This is a genomic window from Pseudoalteromonas sp. 1181_04, from assembly GCF_052850545.1.
On sequence record NZ_VXCS01000014.1, the window covers coordinates 1 to 19,325 of the forward strand.

Annotated in this window: 21 protein-coding genes and 2 tRNA genes; 5 read left to right on the plus strand and 18 right to left on the minus strand. The window is 40.9% G+C overall.

Features of this window, described 5'->3' with window-relative positions:
- The 3 genes from FW757_RS12650 to FW757_RS12660 form a co-directional block, all read right to left on the minus strand.
- Positions 1-109: pentapeptide repeat-containing protein (locus FW757_RS12650; RefSeq protein WP_446441329.1), on the minus strand; the 109-nt coding region annotated here is incomplete at its 3' end.
- A gap of 55 nt (positions 110-164) precedes the next feature.
- A tRNA-Tyr gene (locus tag FW757_RS12655) sits at positions 165-249 on the minus strand.
- 49 nt (positions 250-298) lie between these two features.
- Positions 299-383: transfer RNA gene (locus FW757_RS12660), tRNA-Tyr, on the minus strand.
- Between the two features lie 112 nt (positions 384-495).
- Here FW757_RS12660 and FW757_RS12665 point away from each other — a divergent pair.
- The 3 genes from FW757_RS12665 (at position 496) to FW757_RS12675 (ending at position 2,630) form a co-directional block, all read left to right on the plus strand.
- On the plus strand, positions 496-1,017 hold the full coding sequence (locus FW757_RS12665) for a VC2046/SO_2500 family protein (RefSeq protein WP_404687992.1): 522 nt from the start codon (positions 496-498) through the stop codon (positions 1,015-1,017).
- Between the two features lie 159 nt (positions 1,018-1,176).
- Positions 1,177-1,479, plus strand: coding sequence for a DUF6172 family protein (locus FW757_RS12670; RefSeq protein ID WP_145241408.1), 303 nt, complete (start codon positions 1,177-1,179; stop codon positions 1,477-1,479).
- A gap of 206 nt (positions 1,480-1,685) precedes the next feature.
- Positions 1,686-2,630: a general glycosylation pathway protein gene (locus FW757_RS12675; protein WP_145241406.1), complete on the plus strand. Its 945-nt coding sequence runs from the start codon at positions 1,686-1,688 to the stop codon at positions 2,628-2,630.
- A gap of 45 nt (positions 2,631-2,675) precedes the next feature.
- On the opposite strand, the gene FW757_RS12680 is transcribed toward FW757_RS12675, so the two are convergent.
- Both FW757_RS12680 and FW757_RS12685 read right to left on the minus strand, forming a co-directional pair.
- On the minus strand, positions 2,676-4,295 hold the full coding sequence (locus FW757_RS12680; protein ID WP_182718132.1) for a M28 family metallopeptidase: 1,620 nt from the start codon (positions 4,293-4,295) through the stop codon (positions 2,676-2,678).
- Between the two features lie 233 nt (positions 4,296-4,528).
- A complete protein-coding gene (locus FW757_RS12685; RefSeq protein ID WP_145241401.1) occupies positions 4,529-4,768 on the minus strand; it encodes an RNA recognition motif domain-containing protein in 240 nt (79 codons plus the stop codon).
- 200 nt (positions 4,769-4,968) lie between these two features.
- Here FW757_RS12685 and FW757_RS12690 point away from each other — a divergent pair, with 200 nt between their 5' ends.
- Positions 4,969-5,679 carry a hypothetical protein gene (locus FW757_RS12690; protein ID WP_182761447.1) on the plus strand — a complete coding sequence of 237 codons (711 nt, stop codon included), beginning with the start codon at positions 4,969-4,971 and terminating at the stop codon, positions 5,677-5,679.
- Positions 5,680-5,841: 162 nt separating this feature from the next.
- On the opposite strand, the gene lipA is transcribed toward FW757_RS12690, so the two are convergent.
- The 13 genes from lipA to leuS all read right to left on the minus strand — a co-directional run bounded on the left by lipA (position 5,842) and on the right by leuS (position 18,610).
- Entirely contained in the window at positions 5,842-6,807 is a 966-nt protein-coding gene (lipA, locus tag FW757_RS12695; RefSeq protein ID WP_145240533.1) for a lipoyl synthase, read from the minus strand.
- A complete protein-coding gene (gene lipB, locus FW757_RS12700; RefSeq protein WP_145240535.1) occupies positions 6,804-7,457 on the minus strand; it encodes a lipoyl(octanoyl) transferase LipB in 654 nt (217 codons plus the stop codon). The genes lipA and lipB overlap by 4 nt, the downstream gene beginning before the upstream one ends.
- 19 nt (positions 7,458-7,476) lie before the next feature.
- Positions 7,477-7,755: a DUF493 family protein YbeD gene (gene ybeD, locus FW757_RS12705; RefSeq protein ID WP_145240537.1), complete on the minus strand. Its 279-nt coding sequence runs from the start codon at positions 7,753-7,755 to the stop codon at positions 7,477-7,479.
- Between the two features lie 222 nt (positions 7,756-7,977).
- Positions 7,978-9,138 (minus strand): serine hydrolase, encoded by a 1,161-nt coding sequence (locus tag FW757_RS12710; RefSeq protein ID WP_149980736.1) that lies wholly within the window; start codon positions 9,136-9,138, stop codon positions 7,978-7,980.
- Between the two features lie 54 nt (positions 9,139-9,192).
- Positions 9,193-9,966 carry a septal ring lytic transglycosylase RlpA family protein gene (locus FW757_RS12715; protein ID WP_182718130.1) on the minus strand — a complete coding sequence of 258 codons (774 nt, stop codon included), beginning with the start codon at positions 9,964-9,966 and terminating at the stop codon, positions 9,193-9,195.
- Entirely contained in the window at positions 9,966-11,072 is a 1,107-nt protein-coding gene (gene rodA / locus FW757_RS12720; protein WP_446441278.1) for a rod shape-determining protein RodA, read from the minus strand. Before rodA ends, FW757_RS12715 begins: the two co-directional genes overlap by 1 nt.
- On the minus strand, positions 11,069-12,937 hold the full coding sequence (gene mrdA / locus FW757_RS12725) for a penicillin-binding protein 2 (RefSeq protein WP_149980733.1): 1,869 nt from the start codon (positions 12,935-12,937) through the stop codon (positions 11,069-11,071). Before mrdA ends, rodA begins: the two co-directional genes overlap by 4 nt.
- A 9-nt stretch (positions 12,938-12,946) precedes the next feature.
- Positions 12,947-13,417, minus strand: a complete 471-nt coding sequence (gene rlmH, locus FW757_RS12730; RefSeq protein WP_145240546.1) for a 23S rRNA (pseudouridine(1915)-N(3))-methyltransferase RlmH — start codon at positions 13,415-13,417, stop codon at positions 12,947-12,949.
- Between the two features lie 47 nt (positions 13,418-13,464).
- Positions 13,465-13,782 (minus strand): ribosome silencing factor, encoded by a 318-nt coding sequence (gene rsfS / locus FW757_RS12735; RefSeq protein WP_169019778.1) that lies wholly within the window; start codon positions 13,780-13,782, stop codon positions 13,465-13,467.
- Between the two features lie 53 nt (positions 13,783-13,835).
- Complete coding sequence (gene nadD, locus FW757_RS12740) at positions 13,836-14,471, minus strand: nicotinate-nucleotide adenylyltransferase (RefSeq protein WP_182740492.1); 636 nt, start codon at positions 14,469-14,471, stop codon at positions 13,836-13,838.
- Between the two features lie 16 nt (positions 14,472-14,487).
- A complete protein-coding gene (holA, locus tag FW757_RS12745) occupies positions 14,488-15,525 on the minus strand; it encodes a DNA polymerase III subunit delta (protein WP_182740488.1) in 1,038 nt (345 codons plus the stop codon).
- The gene (locus FW757_RS12750; protein ID WP_145240554.1) at positions 15,525-16,019 is read right to left on the minus strand and encodes an LPS-assembly lipoprotein LptE; all 495 of its coding nucleotides are present in this window, start codon (positions 16,017-16,019) and stop codon (positions 15,525-15,527) included. Before FW757_RS12750 ends, holA begins: the two co-directional genes overlap by 1 nt.
- Positions 16,020-16,021: 2 nt before the next feature.
- Positions 16,022-18,610, minus strand: coding sequence for a leucine--tRNA ligase (gene leuS / locus FW757_RS12755; RefSeq protein ID WP_145240556.1), 2,589 nt, complete (start codon positions 18,608-18,610; stop codon positions 16,022-16,024).
- Positions 18,611-18,785: 175 nt separating this feature from the next.
- On the opposite strand from leuS, the gene FW757_RS12760 reads away from it, so the two are divergent.
- A complete protein-coding gene (locus FW757_RS12760; protein WP_145240558.1) occupies positions 18,786-19,244 on the plus strand; it encodes a zinc ribbon-containing protein in 459 nt (152 codons plus the stop codon).
- The last annotated feature ends 81 nt before the right edge of the window (positions 19,245-19,325 follow it).

Genomic DNA, 19,325 nt, shown 5'->3' on the forward strand with positions numbered 1-19,325 from the left:
GGGTAAAGTTAGCGAGGGTAAAGTTAGCGAGGGTAAAGTTAGCGAGGGTAAAGTTAGCGAGGATAAAGTTAGCGAGAATAAAGTTAGCGAGAATAAAGTTAGCGAGAATAAAGTTAGAAAGATTAGAGTTAGAAGAATGAAGTTTTGCTGATAGATAAGAAAAGTGGTGGAGGGAGCTGGATTCGAACCAGCGAAGGCTGAGCCGTCAGATTTACAGTCTGATCCCTTTGGCCGCTCGGGAACCCCTCCACACTAATTTTGTCGCATTTGGCCCCACTTAACTTAGCGGTAAGAAAAGTGGTGGAGGGAGCTGGATTCGAACCAGCGAAGGCTGAGCCGTCAGATTTACAGTCTGATCCCTTTGGCCGCTCGGGAACCCCTCCAATGCAACGGCGCTGATAATAGCAAAGTGAGCATTTAAGTAAAGAAAAAAGCTAAAGAAATATTAAATAAAGCCGATAAATATCTATTACTAACTGCAATCGGCTAAAGTCTATGCAAATCGATGATTTGTTAATCACAGAGAGTCAACTTAACAATCGTCTTGCCAAAAGTGTCTCAGAACACCGTCGTGGCGAGTTTGCATTATTATTGGCAATGCTTTCTCATGACGTGTTAGATTTTAGTCAATTTCATCTCCCTAAAACCCCATTTGATGCACATGCTTCAACACCAACTGAAGCGCAATTACGTGAACAATTAGGGGCTGGGCCTGAGCAAGCATTGGCTCCAGATGAATTTGATATGCTCATTGGCCAACATAATGCACAGCTATTACAACAAGGCAGCATGGCAGATATTCGTTTACGCTCGTGCCTTGCGCCGGAACCATTAGCGATCAGAGATGATAAAAACCATATTCCACTAATGGTGATTGATAATTGCGAACTTGTCGTGCGAAAGCGTCATTTAGATAAAGAAACACAGCTGGATCATCCGCAAATGGATGCGGCTGCATTTTACGATAGCCTTAATAATGCAGATCTTCATCAACCCTTACACCTTGCCCAAGCGTGATATTAAGCTGTAATAATTATCGGTAAAAATATTTTATTTATTTTAGTGTAAAAAAAGCATCCACAAACTAAATGCAATTGCTATAATGACCCCAAATGGCATTTCCAATTTACTTGGTATTATTGCCATCATCATTAAATCAAGGTAATTAGGAACGTAATGAAGAAAACATTCACGCTGAATCACGAGAAAATCAAATACCCTCGCATGGTAGATGCTGCAAAGCATGAAGTAAAAAAGTATTTGAAAAGAGAGCGTAACAAAACGTTGCCAATTGATGCTGATTACTGGGCATTTGATTGTAAATTTGGTAACACAGCTGAAGATGCCCAAGTGGTGCACGTTGCTGAAATTAGCAACTCAATCAGCGAAATTGAAAAACAAGGCTTAGAGTCGTTTTATGTTGAAATCATTGCTAGAGCTGCACAACGTCAAGTGCAAGACTCTGATGATGAAATTTAAAAGTAATTGATTTAATGAAAGAATGGGCTAAGTAGCCCATTTTTTGTGCTTGCAAAAAAGTAAGTCCAGCAGTTTATTTTGCACCTGGTTGGTGCGAAATAGATTTTTTATTTTATTTAAATAATGCAACTAATTGATTTATAAGTTTTTGTAAAGTTGGTTCTGTAATTGCTATTACTTTTAATTATGCAGTTAGGAGCAAACACATGGCAAGAATGAGTTATATCAGTAGCGTCGAACGTTACCAAGAATATCAAACCGTGATCCACGACTTACTTGACTCAGTGCTAGCAAGCTTAGAAGACGGTGTTAAAAAACAACAAGATAATCGTTATTTAATCGCTCAATACCCATTTTTAGAATTACAATACTGTTTAGATAAAAATGGCGTGCAGCTAGGTAACAATGTCTGCTTTAAACGTCAGTATATGAAGACCTTAAATAATCGTGGTGATTCACAGGATTTGAGTGAACGGCCGTATTTTCAAGGTATCCAACAACAGCAACATACTCGTTTTACGCCGCCCTATATTTCGATCGCGACCAATCACTTATGTATTTCAGCAATAAAATCGTTACATGCTTCATATGGCGAAAATCGCTATTTAGTGATTGATGTATGTCTAACGCAATTAATCGAATTTATTATGGGGGATCGTACTCGCGCCACGATGACGCCATTTTTTAAAGCGGGTTATGGCATTATTGTCAGTTGCTTATTTATCTTAGTGTTATTTTTACTTGGTAGGGTGTTTGGTGATATTTATAGCTTACTGTTTGTCCGCTCTATAGAAAATGATCCGCTCGAACCGTTTACGATCATCATTTTTATCACCCTCGCGTTAGCAATATTTGATTTAGGTAAAACGATTCTCGAAGAAGAAATTTTAATGCATAAAGATATCTTTAGGCACAGTTCAACGCGGCGCACTATCACACGGTTTATTTCAACTATTTTAATTGCAGTGTCTATTGAAGCGTTATTAACGATGTTTAAGGCAGCGCTGGGGCAGTCGCAGTATTTATTACCGGCAATTTATATGATGTTGGCGGTTGTAGGGCTATTGATTGCGTTGGCTATTTATGTGTATTTAGGGGCAAAAGCCGAAACCTTATTATTGAGCGCACAACGCAATAAGAAAGGGCATTAATAAAAATGGGGTAGGCGATGAATGCCTACCCCAACTCAAGTTAATTTATTCTGCGCGGTCTTGGGCGCGACGAGTTTTAAAATCTGAATCGGCTTGCCATTTTGGCCAATCACCGTTGTTTGCCAATTGTGATGCGATATCAACAATTAACTCGATGTCTTGTTTTACACCACCTAATGACCACTGAGCAGAGTAATCATCAGCTTCTTTATGGTATTTATGAGCAATATAATCTGGATCTGTATCACCTAAACTCATAAACAGTAAACCAGGTACGCCTTGTTTAGCTAGTGAGAAGTGATCTGATCGGAAGAATAGGCCGTTTTGTGGCACGGGATCCATTTTTACATGACGGCCTTGTTTGCTTGCGGCTTTGCTAAGGTAGTCTTCCATTTGTGATAAGCCTTTGCCGTATTGCAGTATGTAATCGGTGCCATCTAGCACATTCATACCATCAATATTTAACAGAGCGACCATCTGCTTGGTAGGGATAAGTTCGCCACTGGCAAATTGCTCTGAGCCAATTAACCCTGTTTCTTCGGCGGTAAAGTTCGCAAAAATAATCGAGCGCTTAAACGGTTTTTGTTTATGCATGTTACTTAATATACGAGCGATTTCAATTGTGGCAGCACTGCCTGAGGCATTATCAACTGCACCATTATAAATTTTTGGCCCGCTATCAGTTTGCTTAGTGCCAAAATGATCCCAATGTGCGCTGACCACAATATATTCATCAGGCGCTTCACTGCCCGTTAATTTTGCAACAACATTGTGTGATTTAGCGTGTGACACTTCGTTTTTAAATGCAAGGTTTGCTGTTAAATTAAGCGCAGTAGCTTTAAAGTCGTCGTTAAGTGCTTGTTGCTTTAATTGTTGATAGCTCAAGTTTGCTGATTTAAATAGCTGCTCGGTTGCATCGAGTGTTAGCCAACCCATAACCGGTAGTTCTGATGCGTTTAGGTTGTTATCCATCAAGGTATATTTTGTGCCTGTATTTGAGCTTTCAACTACGCCCCAAGGATATGCAGCTGGCGCTGTTTCGTGCACAATAAATACTGCGGCTGCGCCTTGGCGAGCGGCTTCTTCGTATTTGTAAGTCCAGCGACCGTAGTAGGTCATAGCGTTGCCGGTAAATAGCGCATCGTTTTGCGTAGCAAACCCAGGATCATTTACTAACACAACAACCGTTTTACCCGTTACATCAATATTCTTATAATCATTCCAATTATACTCGGGCGCATTAATGCCATAACCAACAAATACTACCTCTGAATCACGAACATCAATAAGTGGCTGTAATTGCTTCGTTCGCGCCGTAAAATCTTTACCAGCGGTAAAGCTCAAGTCGCCAATTTTTAATTGCATGTTTTGATCAGCGGTTACCATCGCCATTTTTACCGGCTGTAAAAACTTATCATTATATGCACCAGTTAATCCAAGCGCTTGGTATTGGTCACTTAAGTAACCCACAGTTTTTACTTCACCGCGCGTTAATGGACCGCGTCCTTCAAATTCGTCTGAGGCAAGGGTTTTAATATGTTGTTTAATATTGCTTAAATTTACACTGGTTGTATTGTCAAGCGTCGTTTGTTCTTGAGCAGGCTCTGAACAGCCAGTTAAGCCCAATAATAAAGTTACACTGAGCGATTTAAAAAGAGGAGTCATAATTGCAGGTTTTTAAGGATACATACTGTGACTATATGGGGTGTCGGTTTTGCTGTCTAGTTTTTTGCCATGAAGCGCAGATATTTTTATAAAATACAATTAGTTGATTTTGGGTACTATGATTTAGGGGCTGAATTAAATTTCGTTGGGTGAAAGGGACTGGCGCAGAAGTTGTGTGAAAAAAAGCTAAAAGCCAGCGAAGAGTGCTGGCCTTTTGCAACAAAATAACACGTTTAAGCGTCAGCTTTCTTTACGCGGATCTTGCTTTTATCAACAGTACTTTGATTCAATGCTTTTATTGCTACAGCAGCTTCTGCATCGTTTGGCATTTCTACAAAGGCAAAGCCTTTCGATTGGCCGGTTTCTTTATCTAGTACTAAATTACAATCGGCTACTTTACCGTGTTCAGTAAAAAGTACGCGGATTTCATGTTCAGTGATAGTGCGTGATAAGTTTCTAACTAATAGTTTCATAAAGAACCATGTTTTAAAAATAACAGGGGTGATTGTCTCAAGGAAAAGCCGTTTGACCTAATGATTAATTACAAACCGCAAAAATAGTTTTTGGCTGATAGCCAAAGAATAAAGTAGGTTCCTTTTTTGGGGGGGAATAGTTAAAGCATAAGAATAGTTAGCCGATAACAACTTAGCTATAAAAAAAACAAGGACGTAATATGCAAGTTAACTCGCAAGATACATATCCACTATTGCAACCTACTTCAAACAGTTCGGTGGTCGAAATCAACACGCCAGTGAATAGTAAAGAGCAATTAAAAAGTGAAATGGAGCGCCTAGCGAAGGACATCTATCATAAAGGGCAGTTTAAAGAGCCTGATGCAACATACTATAAGCCTGTAAATAAAGATGCCAATATATTAAGACCTATTGAAGAGGTTATGTATGATATTGGCGTTGCTACAGTTCATTTGTATATGCCTGGTGGTGATGTCCCTAAAGCAGTTGAGAAGATGCTTTCACCCTATGATAGCGTTATGGCTGAATTAAGGAGTGAACAGCCTTCTTTAGCAAATAAAAGTTGGGGTATTTCTATCAATGAGTCAGGTGAGCTTACAGTAACGGGTTCTCTTAATGATGATGAAAAGGCAATCATTGCAGAAAAACTAAATAGTAATGAAGAGCTAGTCACTGCCGTTAATGATTTTAAGTCTAATTATTTAAAGTATATTAAGATGGAGCCTAGAGGCTGGGGTAATTATGACGTAAATGAAAGTAATTTTGCGGACGTCTTTGATTTTAGAGAAATGTTAGAAAGCTCAAGGAGTAGCGAAGAGTTTAAAGCAACGTGGGATTATGAAACAAATTGGCTTAAGTTGAACGATAATGTTTCAGCACAATTGAGAAGCAATGCTTCGAAACGAAAATAAACGTTGAAAAATATATGCTAAAAATTTTTACAACAACTAAGAAGAAATGCTCTTAAAATTAACTTTAAGGGTTTAGCATGAAAGGTAAGACCATTAATATAACAAAAAAGCCGTTAGTGATTTAATCCATTACTAACGGCTTTTTCAATTCTGTAAAAATGATTACTTCACTTCTTTACCCGCAGCTTGTTGATCAGCATGGTAGCTTGAACGAACAAATGGGCCTGATGCGGCATGAGTAAAGCCAATTTCATCAGCGTACTCTTTAAGCGCGTCAAACTCTGCTGGTGGCACGTAGCGTTTTACAGGTAAGTGATGCTTTGATGGCTGTAGGTATTGGCCAACCGTTAGCATATCGACATTATGCGCGCGTAAATCACGCAGTACTTCTTCGATTTCGCTAATTTCTTCGCCAAGACCAACCATTAGACCTGATTTAGTTTTCACTTCAGGGTGTGCTTCTTTAAAGCGACGCAGTAATTCTAATGACCATTTGTAGTCAGCACCTGGGCGCGCAAGTTTATATAAACGCGGTGCAGTTTCAAGGTTATGATTGAATACATCTGGTGGCGTTTCTATTAAGATTTCAAGCGCTCGGTCCATGCGACCACGAAAATCAGGCACTAAAATTTCGATGGTGATTTTTGGGTTATACTTACGAATTTCACGAATACAATCAGCAAAATGTTGTGCGCCGCCATCACGTAAATCATCACGATCCACAGAGGTGATCACCACATAGCTTAACTTCATATCGCGAATAGTAAGAGCCAACTTCTCTGGCTCTGCGGCGTCTGGTGTTAACGGACGGCCATGGGCAACATCACAAAATGGGCAACGACGAGTACAAATTGCGCCTAAAATCATAAAAGTTGCTGTACCGTGATTAAAGCATTCTGATAAGTTAGGGCAAGAGGCTTCTTCACACACTGAATGCAGTCCGTGCTTACGCATGGCTTGTTTAATGCCGTCGATCCGCTCAGTTGATTTAGGTAAGCGAATTTTTAGCCACTCTGGCTTGCGTAACATTTCGTTTTTTTCAGTGGGTAATACTTTTACTGGGATCAACGCCATTTTTTCAGCGTCGCGTAGTTTTACCCCTGGTTCCATCTTGACTGGTTTATTCATTCGTTTTCAAACCCTTCAGTATACTTAACCTGTGTCGCATTAAGTTTTTTAATCATATGTTTTACGAGCCCAGCACCTGCTTGCGCAAGGTTTTCTGGGCCGTTCAAGTCGGTTGTTTGCACCATGTTCATACCGGCGTAACCACATGGGTTGATACGTAAAAACGGGCTCATGTCCATGTTTACATTCAATGCTAGACCATGAAAAGAGCAGCCACGGCGAACACGAAGTCCTAATGATGCTATTTTGCTATCGTTAACATAAACCCCCGGGGCATCTGCTTTTGCGTAGGCTTTAATACCGTAATCATTGAGTGTATCGATAATGCACTCTTCAAGCCATGTGACCAATTCTCGTACGCCAATTTTCAAGCGACGTAAGTTAAATAATACGTACATCATTTGCTGGCCCGGTCCGTGATAGGTTACTTGACCACCTCGGTCAACCTTGATCACTTCTATATCTCCAGGTGCAAGTAGGTGTTCATCTTTACCTGCTTGGCCTTGCGTAAATACTGGCTCATGTTCAACGAGCCATATTTCATCCGCATCATGCTCAGTTCGAACATCAGTATAGTTTTGCATTTGTTGCCAAATTGGCATGTAACGCTGTTTACCAAGTTGACGGACGATTAAGGTATTTTCGCTCACAGCTTACTCCGCTTAGCGTTTAAAGCATGTGTCGTACGTCATCAATCGCACTGATCACGTTATAAATTTCTTCAATATGAGTGCCGCTGGTCACGGTAACGACTAAGCTAACTGACTCATAATTACCTTTGCTGCTAGGTTTAACTTTTGGAGCGTAGTCGCCAGGGGCAATAGGTTGTAACTTAGTTAGAATTTGGTCAGTTAAGTTGACGTTTGCCAACCCCATTACTCTAAATGTAAAAGGGCAAGGGTATTCTAAATATTCATCAAATTTAGTATTTTTTACCGGTGTAGCCACGACGTTGACTCCTCATACTTATATGTGTGTTTAGTATTTATTACCAAACAATAAACCGATTAGATAACCTGTTCTCGACCTTTATAACAATTGAATTAATCGCTTACATAAGACAATTGGTATTCTGGTTATTTGCGGGTTAGATATGGGGCGCATTCTACCATCTTTAAAGCAAAAAAAAACGCCTTGCTTTGCAAGGCGCTTATATTATTTGGTAGCGTTTTACATTATTTGTAAACGTAGGTAATCATAAATTTTACTAAAGAAGCTACCTTCTTCAACTTCTTCAAGCGTTACCAGAGGATACTGAGCAATTACTTCGCCTTCAAGTTGTAAAGATAAAGTACCTACGGTAGAGCCTTTCGCTAATGGTGCCTCTAAAACTTTATCAAGTTTAAAGTCGGCTTTTAAATTTTTACGTTGGCCGCGTGGAATAGTGATCGGCGTATCAACTAAAATGCCTAACGATACATTTTCTTTGTTACCCATCCAAATACGTTGCTCGGCAAAACTGTCGCCGGCTTTGTAAGGTGTGATTGTTTCAAAAAAACGAAAACCATAGTTAAGTAATTTTTTACTTTCTACTTTACGTGCACGTTCACTCGAAGTACCCATAACCACGGCGATTAAACGCATATCATCTTTAGTCGCTGAACTTACTAAGCTGTAACCTGCTTCCGATGTATGACCGGTTTTTATACCATCAACGTTTAAGCTTTCATCCCATAACAGTGAGTTACGGTTGTATTGCTTAATGCCGTTAAAAGTAAATGATTTTTGTGAGTAAACCGCATACTCGTCAGGTACATCACGAATAAGTGCTGCACCTAAGGTGGCCATATCTCGAGGAGTTGTGAAGTGTTCGTTGGTATCTAAGCCATGGCTATTAATGAAGTGGCTGTTACTCATACCTAATTTCTCAGCATGGGCATTCATTAAGTCTGCAAATGCGCTTTCGCTACCGGCAATATGTTCTGCCATCGCTACGCAAGCATCATTACCTGACTGGATAATAATACCGTGGTTTAAATCGTTAACACTAATTTGCTTACCCACTTCGATGAACATTTTCGAAGATTCAGGAAAGTTTTTAGCCCACGCTTTTTCGCTTACCGTAACCATATCTGTTGGCGCTATATTGCCTGCTTTGATTTCGGTACCAATGACGTAGCTGGTCATCATTTTAGTTAAACTGGCAGGTGCTAGGCGAGTATCAGCTTCACCCTCGGCAATAACTTTACCAGTGGTGAAATCAACAAGAAAATAACCTTTTGCATTAACTTGAGGCGGTGCAGGGATGATTTGGGCGGTCGCAGAAAAAACGGCAGCAGAGCAAACTACGCCACATACACCGCTAATAATTTTGGATTTAATAGATTTCATCATACTCATTAATGGTTAAAGTTAAAGATTCGCGTTTACCTCATTCTAAAGGTGTTATTCACTATAAAGCAAGAACGCGTTTTGAAATTGATCCTGTTTTAGTTTTTCAAGTACTTGCTGAGCTTGCTCAGCATTTTTAATTGGCCCTAAACGCAGCCTATAAATAGCATCTTTTTCCACAATATTAGTGGGTAATTGATATTGCTGGCGTAAAGTGTACGCTAATGCTTCAATATTTTTTAAGGTACTGCCTGCAGCGACTTGAATATAACTCAAACGCGCAGTCGAATCGGCCATTGTAATAGCTTCAAGCTTAACCTTGGCTGTACCATGATGATAGTAACCAAGTTTATACGCTGCTGCATAGGATAAATCGATTAAGCGATCATCATGAAATGGGCCACGATCATTTACACGGACAATCACAGATTTGCCATTACTGGTGTTGGTTACTTTTACAAAGCTAGGCAAGGGTAACGTTTTATGAGCGGCAGTCATCGCAAACATATCGTAGACTTCGCCATTTGAGGTGTGATAACCATGAAATTTACGGCCATACCATGAAGCGATACCTTCTTCGCTATAACCAGTTTCATCTAGCATCGGAGTATAGTTTTTGCCGTTAACTGTGTAAGCGCGCCCAGCACTGGCACTTTTGCTAACCTCTGTGACTATGGCATCTTGCATTTCTAATTCAGTGGGTACTCTCAGTGGTGCAGAATCATGGCGCATACTATACCGGTCACTGTGATTTATACCTGAAGAGCTACAGGCACTTAAAAAAACCACTAACCACAAACAGCTGAATAATTTTAAACAGTAGCGCATTATTTTAACAGCATCCTTTTATCAGTTGCGATAGACATAATAATGCCAAACCCGGCCATTAAAGTGACCATCGACGTACCGCCATAACTTATCAATGGCAATGGTACACCCACCACAGGTAGTAACCCTGATACCATGCCAATATTTACAAATACATAAACAAAAAAAGTCAGCGTGAGTGCCCCTGCCAGTAATTTACCAAATGCATCTTGAGCATTAACTGCGATATACAAACCGCGACCAATAATAAATAAATACATGGACAATAAAACACATACACCAAAAAGGCCAAATTCCTCACTAAGTACTGAAAAGATAAAATCAGTATGGCGTTCAGGTAAAAACTCTAATTGTGATTGCGTGCCTTGCAGCCAACCTTTACCTTCAATACCACCAGAGCCGATAGCTATTTTTGATTGGATAATATGATAACCAGAGCCAAGAGGATCGCTTTCTGGATTGAACAAAGTTAGTACCCGCTGTTTTTGATAGTCATGCATACCGTAATGCCAAAAAGGCCACGCAGCTAAAGCAACCAAAGCGCTAAAAAAGCCGATTAATCGCCAGCTTAAACCAGACAAAAACAATACAAAGACCCCTGAACTGGCAATTAAGATGGAGGTACCTAAGTCGGGCTGTTCTTTGATCAGGAGTGTGGGAACCATAACAATGGTAAAACCAACAACTAAGTGCAGTGCTCTTGGCGGCAAATGATTACGGCCAATATACCAAGCCACCATCATAGGCACGGCTATTTTCATTAATTCAGCAGGTTGAAAGCGGGTAATGCCTAAATCTAACCAGCGCTGAGCGCCTTTGGAGCTGACGCCAAATAACAGCACCCCAACCAGCATCATTAACCCAACACAATATAAAGGAATAACTAAACGCTTTAAGGTCGCGGGTGAAAATTGCGCTAAAATAATCATACCTAAAACAGCGCCGCCCATCCTAGTAATATGACGGATCATCATTGCAGGGTCTTGACCACTGGCGCTATAAACAACGGTTACACTGCCTGCCATCATTAATAGCAATGCCAGCAGTAGCGGCAAGTCAAGATGCATACGCATCCAGATTGAACGGCCATCATGCAAACTGGTCATGGTGTGTTATTCCTAGCAAGATTAACGGGATTTGCGGCAAAGTAGTAATCCATTAGTTGGCGAGCAATTTGCACACCGCCATGATTGTTTTCTAGAACAACAGAAACAACGATTCTGGGATCCTCATAAGGTGCAAAGCCTACATAGATAGTGTTATCACGTTGACGCTCTTTGAGGGATTTTGCATCGTATCGCTCACCTTGAGCAATACTGACTATTTGTGCGGTGCCTGTTTTACCTGCTGAATCGTAATTTGTTCCTTTAAATGCTCTGTGTGCAGTACCTGAGGTTTTTTGAACAGTGTTATGCATAGCATCTAATGCGACCTGCCAATGGCGAGGATCTTTTAAAATAACGGGTGGCTTTTCTTCATTATTGATCTGTGTGACGTCATTGTCTTTTTTTACAACTTGTACTAAGTGTGGAGGGTGATTAACGCCACGATTTACTAATATATTCATCGCGTTTGCGATTTGTAGGGGAGTTGCGGTCCAATAACCTTGGCCAATGCCAACAGAGATAGTATCGCCGCGCCACCATGATTCTTTAAAACGGCCTTCTTTCCATTCTTTTGATGGCAAAATAGCCGTGGTTTCTTCATGAATATCAATACCGGTTAAATCACCGTAGCCAAACTGTGCCATAAAATCACTGATTTTGGTGATCCCTAATCGATAAGAAACATCATAAAAATAGGTATCACAAGACTCTTCAATGGCTTTGTAAACATCAACATGGCCATGGCCCCAACGTTTCCAATCTCGCCACTTATGATCAACATTCGGAATTTGGAAGAAACCAGGATCCCACATTGACGTTTGCTCGGTAACGAGACCTTCTTCAAGGGCCAGAACAGCCATGTGAGGTTTTACCGTCGATGCTGGCGCATAACGCCCTTGTGTGGTTCGATTGATTAGAGGTCGGTCAGGATTTAATAAGGCTTTGTAGTTTTTACTGCTAATGCCGTGAACAAATAAGTTCGGATCATAACTGGGATTGGAATAAAGCGCCAACACGCCTCCGTCTTTGGCGTCCATGACGATCACAGCGCCACGCATATCTTTAAGTGCATGTTGGGCAATTTGCTGCAAGCCAACATCAAGAGTAAGAACAAGATCATTACCCGGCTGCGGAGGAGTCATACTTAAGGTACGAATGACGCGACCACGATTATTGACTTCAACCCGCTGCGAACCTACTTGGCCATGCAGCAGTTGTTCATAATATTTCTCAATACCGAGTTTACCAATATCATGGGTTGCACGGTAATTAGTACCTTGCTCTTGTGCTTCGAGCTGAGCCAGTTCTTTTTTATTGAGTTTAGCAACATACCCTAACGCATGAGTTAGGGTGTCTGCAAACGGGTAGTAGCGTGCCAAACGTGCTTCGATACTAAACCCTGGGAATTTATGCTGATTGACCGAAAAACGGGCCACTTCTTGTTCGTTTAAACGTGCTTTTAATACTTGACTCTTAAAGCGACGGTTATGTTTTATATCATCAAGAAAATCGTTTTTTTGTTGCTCTGAAATATCAATAAATTGTGTCAGTGCTGACAGTGATGCATCAAGATCGTCAACTTCTTCAGGAATAACTTCTAAATTGTAAACAGGCTTATTTTCAGCGAGCAACACACCATTGCGGTCATAAATAAGGCCTCGGTTAGGAGCAATAGGAATAACTTTAATGCGATTGTCGTTAGAACGTGTTTGATAATCTTGGTGATCATCAACTTGAATGGTATATAAATTGGAAAGTAAAACCGCGACTAAAATAGTAACAAATACAAACCCCACAAAGGCGCGACGAGCAAATAGGTTAGCTTCTGCTGAGTGGTCTCTAATTGTGGGTCTGTGTTTGCGCATGAGTAAATGTTACTCGCGGTGATACGGGTGGTTATTGTTTAAGCTCCAGCCTCTATATAGACTTTCAGCAACAATAATACGCACCAATGGATGTGGTAGGGTCAAATTTGATAATGACCATTTTTGCTCTGAGGCAGCAATACATTCTGGTGCTAAGCCTTCAGGGCCGCCAATTAGCAAACTTACATCGCGGCCATCCAGTTGCCACTTCTCCATGTCTTTTGCTAATTGGTGAGTATCAAGCGCTTTGCCTGTTACCTCAAGCGTCACAATACGATTGCCTTTAGGGATAGCGGCTAAGGTTTTTTCGCCTTCAATATGCAAGATTCGTTTGATATCTGCATTTTTACCACGTTTACCTGCGGGAATTTCAATTAACTCCAGCGCCATATCTTTTGGAAAGCGGCGCTGATATTGTGCAAAACCCGTTTCTACCCACGCTGGCATTTTGGTGCCAACGGCAATCATCTGTATTTTCACGTGTTACATCCAAACTCGATTAAAATTAGTGAGCGGTTAGCTTGATATTAGCTCCATAGTTTTTCGAGGTCGTAATAGCTACGTGCTTGATCTTGCATTACGTGTACGATTACATCGCCTAAATCAACCAGTGCCCATTCACCATCGCTTTGGCCTTCATACCCTAGAGGCTCTTGACCTGCGTGACGAGCTTCTTTTGCTAAATGATCAGCAATTGACAATACATGACGTTTCGAAGTACCAGAGCACACGACCATAAAATCGGTGATGTCTGAGCTTGCAGTTACATCAATATTAACCACATCACGTGCTTTCATATCGTCAATTTTGTCTATTGCAAAGGCGAGTAGTTGTTTCGTATCCAAGGTGTTATCTCATTTAAAAGTGAATAGCTGTTATTTTATCACGCAACTGGTATTTATTCATCACTTAGATAAAGTTGCTGTGATTGAATATACTGACTCACGCCAGTAGGAAGAAGTTCATTGTAATCTATGCCATTTTTAATCGCCTTGCGAATATCGCTTGAGGCAATAGCCATTTCTTCGCCAGCTAAAAAATATAATTTTCCACCAGCTTGCGTTGTAAGCTCTGCGCTATTGCTACATTCTGCGGCTTGTTGGTATGCGAGTAACTCGCCATGGGCAGTGAATTTTAGGCCCGGGCGTTGAAATACCACAATATGACAAAGCTGAGTAATTGTTTGCCACTCAAACCATTTATCTAAGTTATTAAACGAATCCATGCCAATTAAAAATAATAATGGTTGATCTGGAAATTGTATGCGGATCTCTTGCAGGCTTAATAATGAATATGACGGGCCACTGCGATTGAGTTCGCGTAAATCGAGTTGAAAATATGGGTAAGGTGCAATCGCAGCATTGAGCATTGTGATGCGATGCTGCGTACTTATCCCAGGTGCAGTCTTATGAGCTGGAATAGCACATGGCATAAAGTATAAAGTTGTTAAATTGAAATGCTCGACACAATGCTTAGCCATATTGATATGGCCTAAATGAACGGGGTCAAAAGTCCCACCAAACAGTGCAATCATCATAAACGCCTAATAATTAGTTGAGCGGATGCGCAGGCAAAGGAAACGTCAATGGTTGGCAAAATACTAAACAAATATGTGCTAATGCTTGATACGGTTTGACTAAATTACCTTGCTTATAACTGGCATCAAATTGTGCGAGCAACTGGGTGATTTGCTCTAAAGTATGTATCGACAAACGATTAAGTGCTTGTTGAATCGGCCCTTGCTGATTTTTCCAGATGGCTTTTTGTTTAAATAGCGTTGCCAGTTGTTCACCTTGTTGTAAGCCTAATTGTAGGCTTAGTAAGGTATTTGCTTCTTTAGTAATGGTCCATAAGATACTCACAGCTTCAGTGTTATCGCCAGCGAGTTTATTTAATACTTTAATTGCTTGGTGACTATTACCTTGTAGCAGTGCATCACTTAAATCAAAAATATCAAACTTGGCTTGATTAAGTAGGCCTTGTAAAACCTGCTGTTGATCGATCATAGCAGTGCCATGCAATAACGACAGCTTTTCGAGCTCTTGAAAACACGCTAACAAATTACCTTCAGTAGCATCAATAAGGGTGCGTTTGGCATCTGCTTGCATATTGATTTTTAAGCGCTGGCACTGCTCATCAAGCCAACGGCTTAAATGATTGCCGGTCAGGGGGTAGCAGGGTACAAATACGCCCAGTTTATCTAACGACTTAAACCAAGCACTGCGCTGAATATCTTGACTGGCCTTGGCCCCTTTTACAATAAGTACGGTGTCGGGGTTGTTTAGTGCTACGAGCTGTTTAAACGTTTGGCTACCAACAATACCTGGCTTTTGAAAATTAAGGTCTAGCTCGATTAAAGTACGAGCACTAAATAACGACATACTTTGATATTGCGCTATTAGCTCTTGCCAATCAAAACCGGGCATTAAGGTAAATTTAACAACCTCATCAAAACCTTGCTGTTTCGCAATCTGACGAATTTGTTGAGCGCATTGTGCTACTTGAAAGGGTTCTTCACCAAATACTAAATAAAAAGGCTGTAAGCCTTTTTTTAATTCATTGGGTAATTGATTCGCATAACAGCGCATTATAGTTGCGACAGCTCTCTAACAATACGACGACTAGCTTGCATGCGAATTTCATTCAATAGCAACTCTAACTCTTTTGCTTTTGCTAAAGCGTTATCAGGGTCGTCTTGATAATTACGATAAAGCTCAAAACGTTGTTCAATTGCTTCTTTGCCAGGGCGCTTGAGTAAGTAGCGAACACTATAAGCTAACTCGTACTCGGCAACCTGACCATTTTTAAATAATGATAAGGTTTGACGTTCAAGACGATCTTTATATAAATACAGCTGAGCGACGTTTTTCTTAGGCGTGTCGAGTAACTCAACTTTGCTCAATGTGAGTTCTTTGCCAAGCATCGCAAATAACGCTGATTTTTCATCATCACCGTTTAAAGTTAAGGTGGCCAAGTCATCAGGCAGACTTGAGGCTTTTTTAAGGTGAAAGCCGCAGCTAGATAACAAAAAACAGACTAGCGCTAAGGCTAGTCCGTTTTTAATGGCATGAATAGCAGCCATAATTAGTTAGCAACCACGTTAAGTAGTTTACCTGGTACGTAAATAACCTTACGGATTGTTACGCCATCAGTGAACTTAGATACGTTAGGTTCAGCAAATGCTAGTGCTTCTACTTGCTCTTTAGTAGCATCAGCTGGCACCGTTAATTTTGCGCGTAGTTTACCGTTAACTTGCACGATGATCAGTTTTTCATCTTCAACAAGGGCAGACTCATCAACTACGGGCCAAGACGCATCTAAAATATCGCCTTCTTTACCCAATTCTTGCCACAATTGATGTGACAAATGCGGCGTAATTGGTGCAAGCATAATTAGCAGCGCTTCAAGCGCTTCGTTGGCAATCGCTACATCTTGTTTGTCAGCTAAAGGTGCTTTTAACAATTTGTTTGAGATTTCCATGATTGCCGCAATGGCAGTGTTGAATGTTTGACGACGTTCAACATCATCAGTCACTTTTGCAATTGCTTTGTGCAGCTCACGACGAAGCACTTTTTGCTCGTTGTTTAATGCTGATTTGTCTAATGCTTGGAAACCAACAGTGTTTACATCAACCGCATATTTCCATACACGTTTAATGAAACGATGTGCCCCTTCAACACCTGAATCAGACCATTCAAGCGTTTGCTCTGGTGGTGCGGTAAACATCATAAATAAACGTACCGTATCAGCGCCGTATTGAGCGATAACTTGTTGCGGGTCGATACCGTTATTTTTTGATTTAGACATTTTGCTCATGCCTGATGAGAATACTGGCTCGCCGTCAACTTTATGCCATGCTTTAGTCACGCGGCCTTTGTCGTCGGTTTCAGTATTTACATCACTAGGGGAAATCCAAATGTCGCCACCTTTTTCATCTTTACGATAAAATGTTTCGGCAAGTACCATGCCTTGGCATAATAAGCGGTCAAATGGCTCATCTGAATTAACTAAGCCAAAATCACGTAATAATTTATGGAAAAAGCGCGAATACAATAAATGTAAAATAGCGTGCTCAATACCACCAATGTATTGATTTACCGGTAACCAATAGTTTGCCGCTGCTGGATCTAGCATACCTTTGTCATGGCGTGGACTACAGTAACGTGCGTAGTACCAAGATGATTCCATAAACGTATCAAAAGTGTCAGTTTCATGAAACGCAGGTGCGCCATTAACCGTTGTTTTAGCCCATTGTGGATCTGCTTTGATTGGCGATGTTACACCGTTCATTACCACGTCTTCTGGTAAGCGCACCGGCAGCATATCTTCAGTCGCAGCAAGTTCGTTACCGTTTTCATCGCTTAACATTGGGATTGGTGAACCCCAATAACGCTGACGGCTAACACCCCAATCACGTAAACGGAAGTTTACTTTACGCTCACCAACACCCAGTGCTTCAAGTTTGTCGGCAATAGCCTTAAATGCGCCATCAAAATCAAGGCCATCAAATTCAGCTGAATTTACCAGCACACCTTTTTCAGTGAATGCCGCTTCATTTAGGTTTACTTCAAGATCTGAACCTGCGACAGGTGCAATGACTTGTTTGATGTCTAAACCGTAAGCGGTAGCAAATTCAAAGTCCCGTTGGTCGTGCGCGGGTACGGCCATTACAGCACCTGAGCCATAATGCATTAATACAAAGTTGGCAACCCAAATTGGTACTTGCTCACCGGTAAGTGGGTGAGTAGCAAAAAAGCCCGTTGCGATGCCTTTTTTCTCCATCGTCGCCATATCAGCTTCAGCTACTTTGGTGTTTTTGCATTCATCAACAAAGCGTGCCACAGCGTCGCTATTTTTAGCTGCTTCTTGTGCGATAGGGTGTCCGCCTGCAACAGCAACATAAGTCACACCCATAAAGGTATCAGGGCGAGTGGTATAAACGCTGAATGTTTCGTTGTTATCGGTGCGTTTAAACTCAATATCTAACCCTTCAGAGCGACCAATCCAGTTGCGCTGCATGGTTTTAACTTGCTCTGGCCAATCTTCTAACTTGTCTAAGTCGTCAAGTAGCTCTTGCGCGTAGTCAGTGATTTTAATAAACCACTGTGGAATTTCTTTTTGTTCAACTACAGCACCTGAACGCCAACCGCGACCATCAATAACTTGCTCGTTAGCAAGTACTGTTTGGTCTACTGGATCCCAGTTTACCGTTGACATTTTTTTGTACACTAGGCCTTTTTCGTAAAGCTTAGTGAAGAACCACTGTTCCCATTTGTAATATTCTGGATGGCAAGTTGCGATCTCACGATCCCAGTCATAACCAAAACCTAATTGCTTAAGTTGGGTACGCATGTAATCGATGTTCTCGTAGGTCCATTTTGCTGGCGCAGTTTTATTTTTAATTGCCGCATTTTCAGCCGGTAGACCAAACGCGTCCCAACCCATAGGTTGCATTACGTTTTTGCCTTGCAAGCGTTGGAAACGAGAAACAACATCACCAATCGTGTAGTTACGCACATGACCCATGTGGAGTCGGCCGCTTGGGTAAGGGAACATAGAAAGGCAATAATACTTTTCTTTGCTCTCGTCTTCAGTGGCTTTAAATACTTGGTTTTCTTCCCAGTAGGCTTGGACTTTTGACTCTATGTCTTGCGGGTTATATTGCTCTTGCATCTACGGTTCCAGACTTCTTGCAAACTAATAAAAAATTGCCGTTAGGATACCCCAAAAAAAGCACTAATCACAGCGTCAAATCAGTGGATTTTATATGAAATTAGTTTTCAGGGCAGGTTAACCTATACTTGTGTAAGGTATAGGTTCGCTAAACACAGTTCTGAAGGAGTAAACAATGGCTGATTATAAGACGTGGTTAACAGATTTGAGCACATGGTTGAAAGACGTAAAAGATCATGAGCTAAAAGATGCGATGGATAAGTTTATTGAATCTGAACAAGCGCTAAAAGATTTAGGACAAGAAAAATTAACTTTATACAGTGAATATTTAAAGCGCGATATTGAACACATCCAAGAGCACGATCAACACTATGGTTCCCTTGCATGGCAAGAGCTTAAAGAGTCTTTGTGGTTTGAACTTTCACATATCGAAGACAAAACTCAACTTGAGTGGCAAGCATTAAATCAAGATTTTAAGCACAATGGGGTATATCACCAAGGCGAATGGATAGCCATGGGCACATTAGTATGTAAGAATTGCCAATATAGTTATGATATTTACCACGCTACGCAAATTACAGCGTGTTCGCAATGTGATGGTATCTACTTTAGCCGCAAGGCACTACAACCTTAAATAGTTAGTGAACAGTGCCTTTTAGTGCACTGATGCCACCTTACAAAATCAACGAATATGTTGGTATAAAAAGAAGTTAGA

Bases quoted from the DNA above. Each gene is read 5' to 3' on its own strand.
- FW757_RS12665 (WP_404687992.1), top strand. From the start codon at position 496: ATGCAAATCGATGATTTGTTAATCACAGAGAGTCAACTTAACAATCGT.
- FW757_RS12670 (WP_145241408.1), top strand. From the start codon at position 1,177: ATGAAGAAAACATTCACGCTGAATCACGAGAAAATCAAATACCCTCGC.
- FW757_RS12675 (WP_145241406.1), top strand. From the start codon at position 1,686: ATGGCAAGAATGAGTTATATCAGTAGCGTCGAACGTTACCAAGAATAT.
- FW757_RS12680 (WP_182718132.1), bottom strand. From the start codon at position 4,295: ATGACTCCTCTTTTTAAATCGCTCAGTGTAACTTTATTATTGGGCTTA.
- FW757_RS12685 (WP_145241401.1), bottom strand. From the start codon at position 4,768: ATGAAACTATTAGTTAGAAACTTATCACGCACTATCACTGAACATGAA.
- FW757_RS12690 (WP_182761447.1), top strand. From the start codon at position 4,969: ATGCAAGTTAACTCGCAAGATACATATCCACTATTGCAACCTACTTCA.
- lipA (WP_145240533.1), bottom strand. From the start codon at position 6,807: ATGAATAAACCAGTCAAGATGGAACCAGGGGTAAAACTACGCGACGCT.
- FW757_RS12710 (WP_149980736.1), bottom strand. From the start codon at position 9,138: ATGAAATCTATTAAATCCAAAATTATTAGCGGTGTATGTGGCGTAGTT.
- FW757_RS12715 (WP_182718130.1), bottom strand. From the start codon at position 9,966: ATGCGCTACTGTTTAAAATTATTCAGCTGTTTGTGGTTAGTGGTTTTT.
- rodA (WP_446441278.1), bottom strand. From the start codon at position 11,072: ATGACCAGTTTGCATGATGGCCGTTCAATCTGGATGCGTATGCATCTT.
- mrdA (WP_149980733.1), bottom strand. From the start codon at position 12,937: ATGCGCAAACACAGACCCACAATTAGAGACCACTCAGCAGAAGCTAAC.
- nadD (WP_182740492.1), bottom strand. From the start codon at position 14,471: ATGATTGCACTGTTTGGTGGGACTTTTGACCCCGTTCATTTAGGCCAT.
- holA (WP_182740488.1), bottom strand. From the start codon at position 15,525: ATGCGCTGTTATGCGAATCAATTACCCAATGAATTAAAAAAAGGCTTA.
- FW757_RS12750 (WP_145240554.1), bottom strand. From the start codon at position 16,019: ATGGCTGCTATTCATGCCATTAAAAACGGACTAGCCTTAGCGCTAGTC.
- leuS (WP_145240556.1), bottom strand. From the start codon at position 18,610: ATGCAAGAGCAATATAACCCGCAAGACATAGAGTCAAAAGTCCAAGCC.
- FW757_RS12760 (WP_145240558.1), top strand. From the start codon at position 18,786: ATGGCTGATTATAAGACGTGGTTAACAGATTTGAGCACATGGTTGAAA.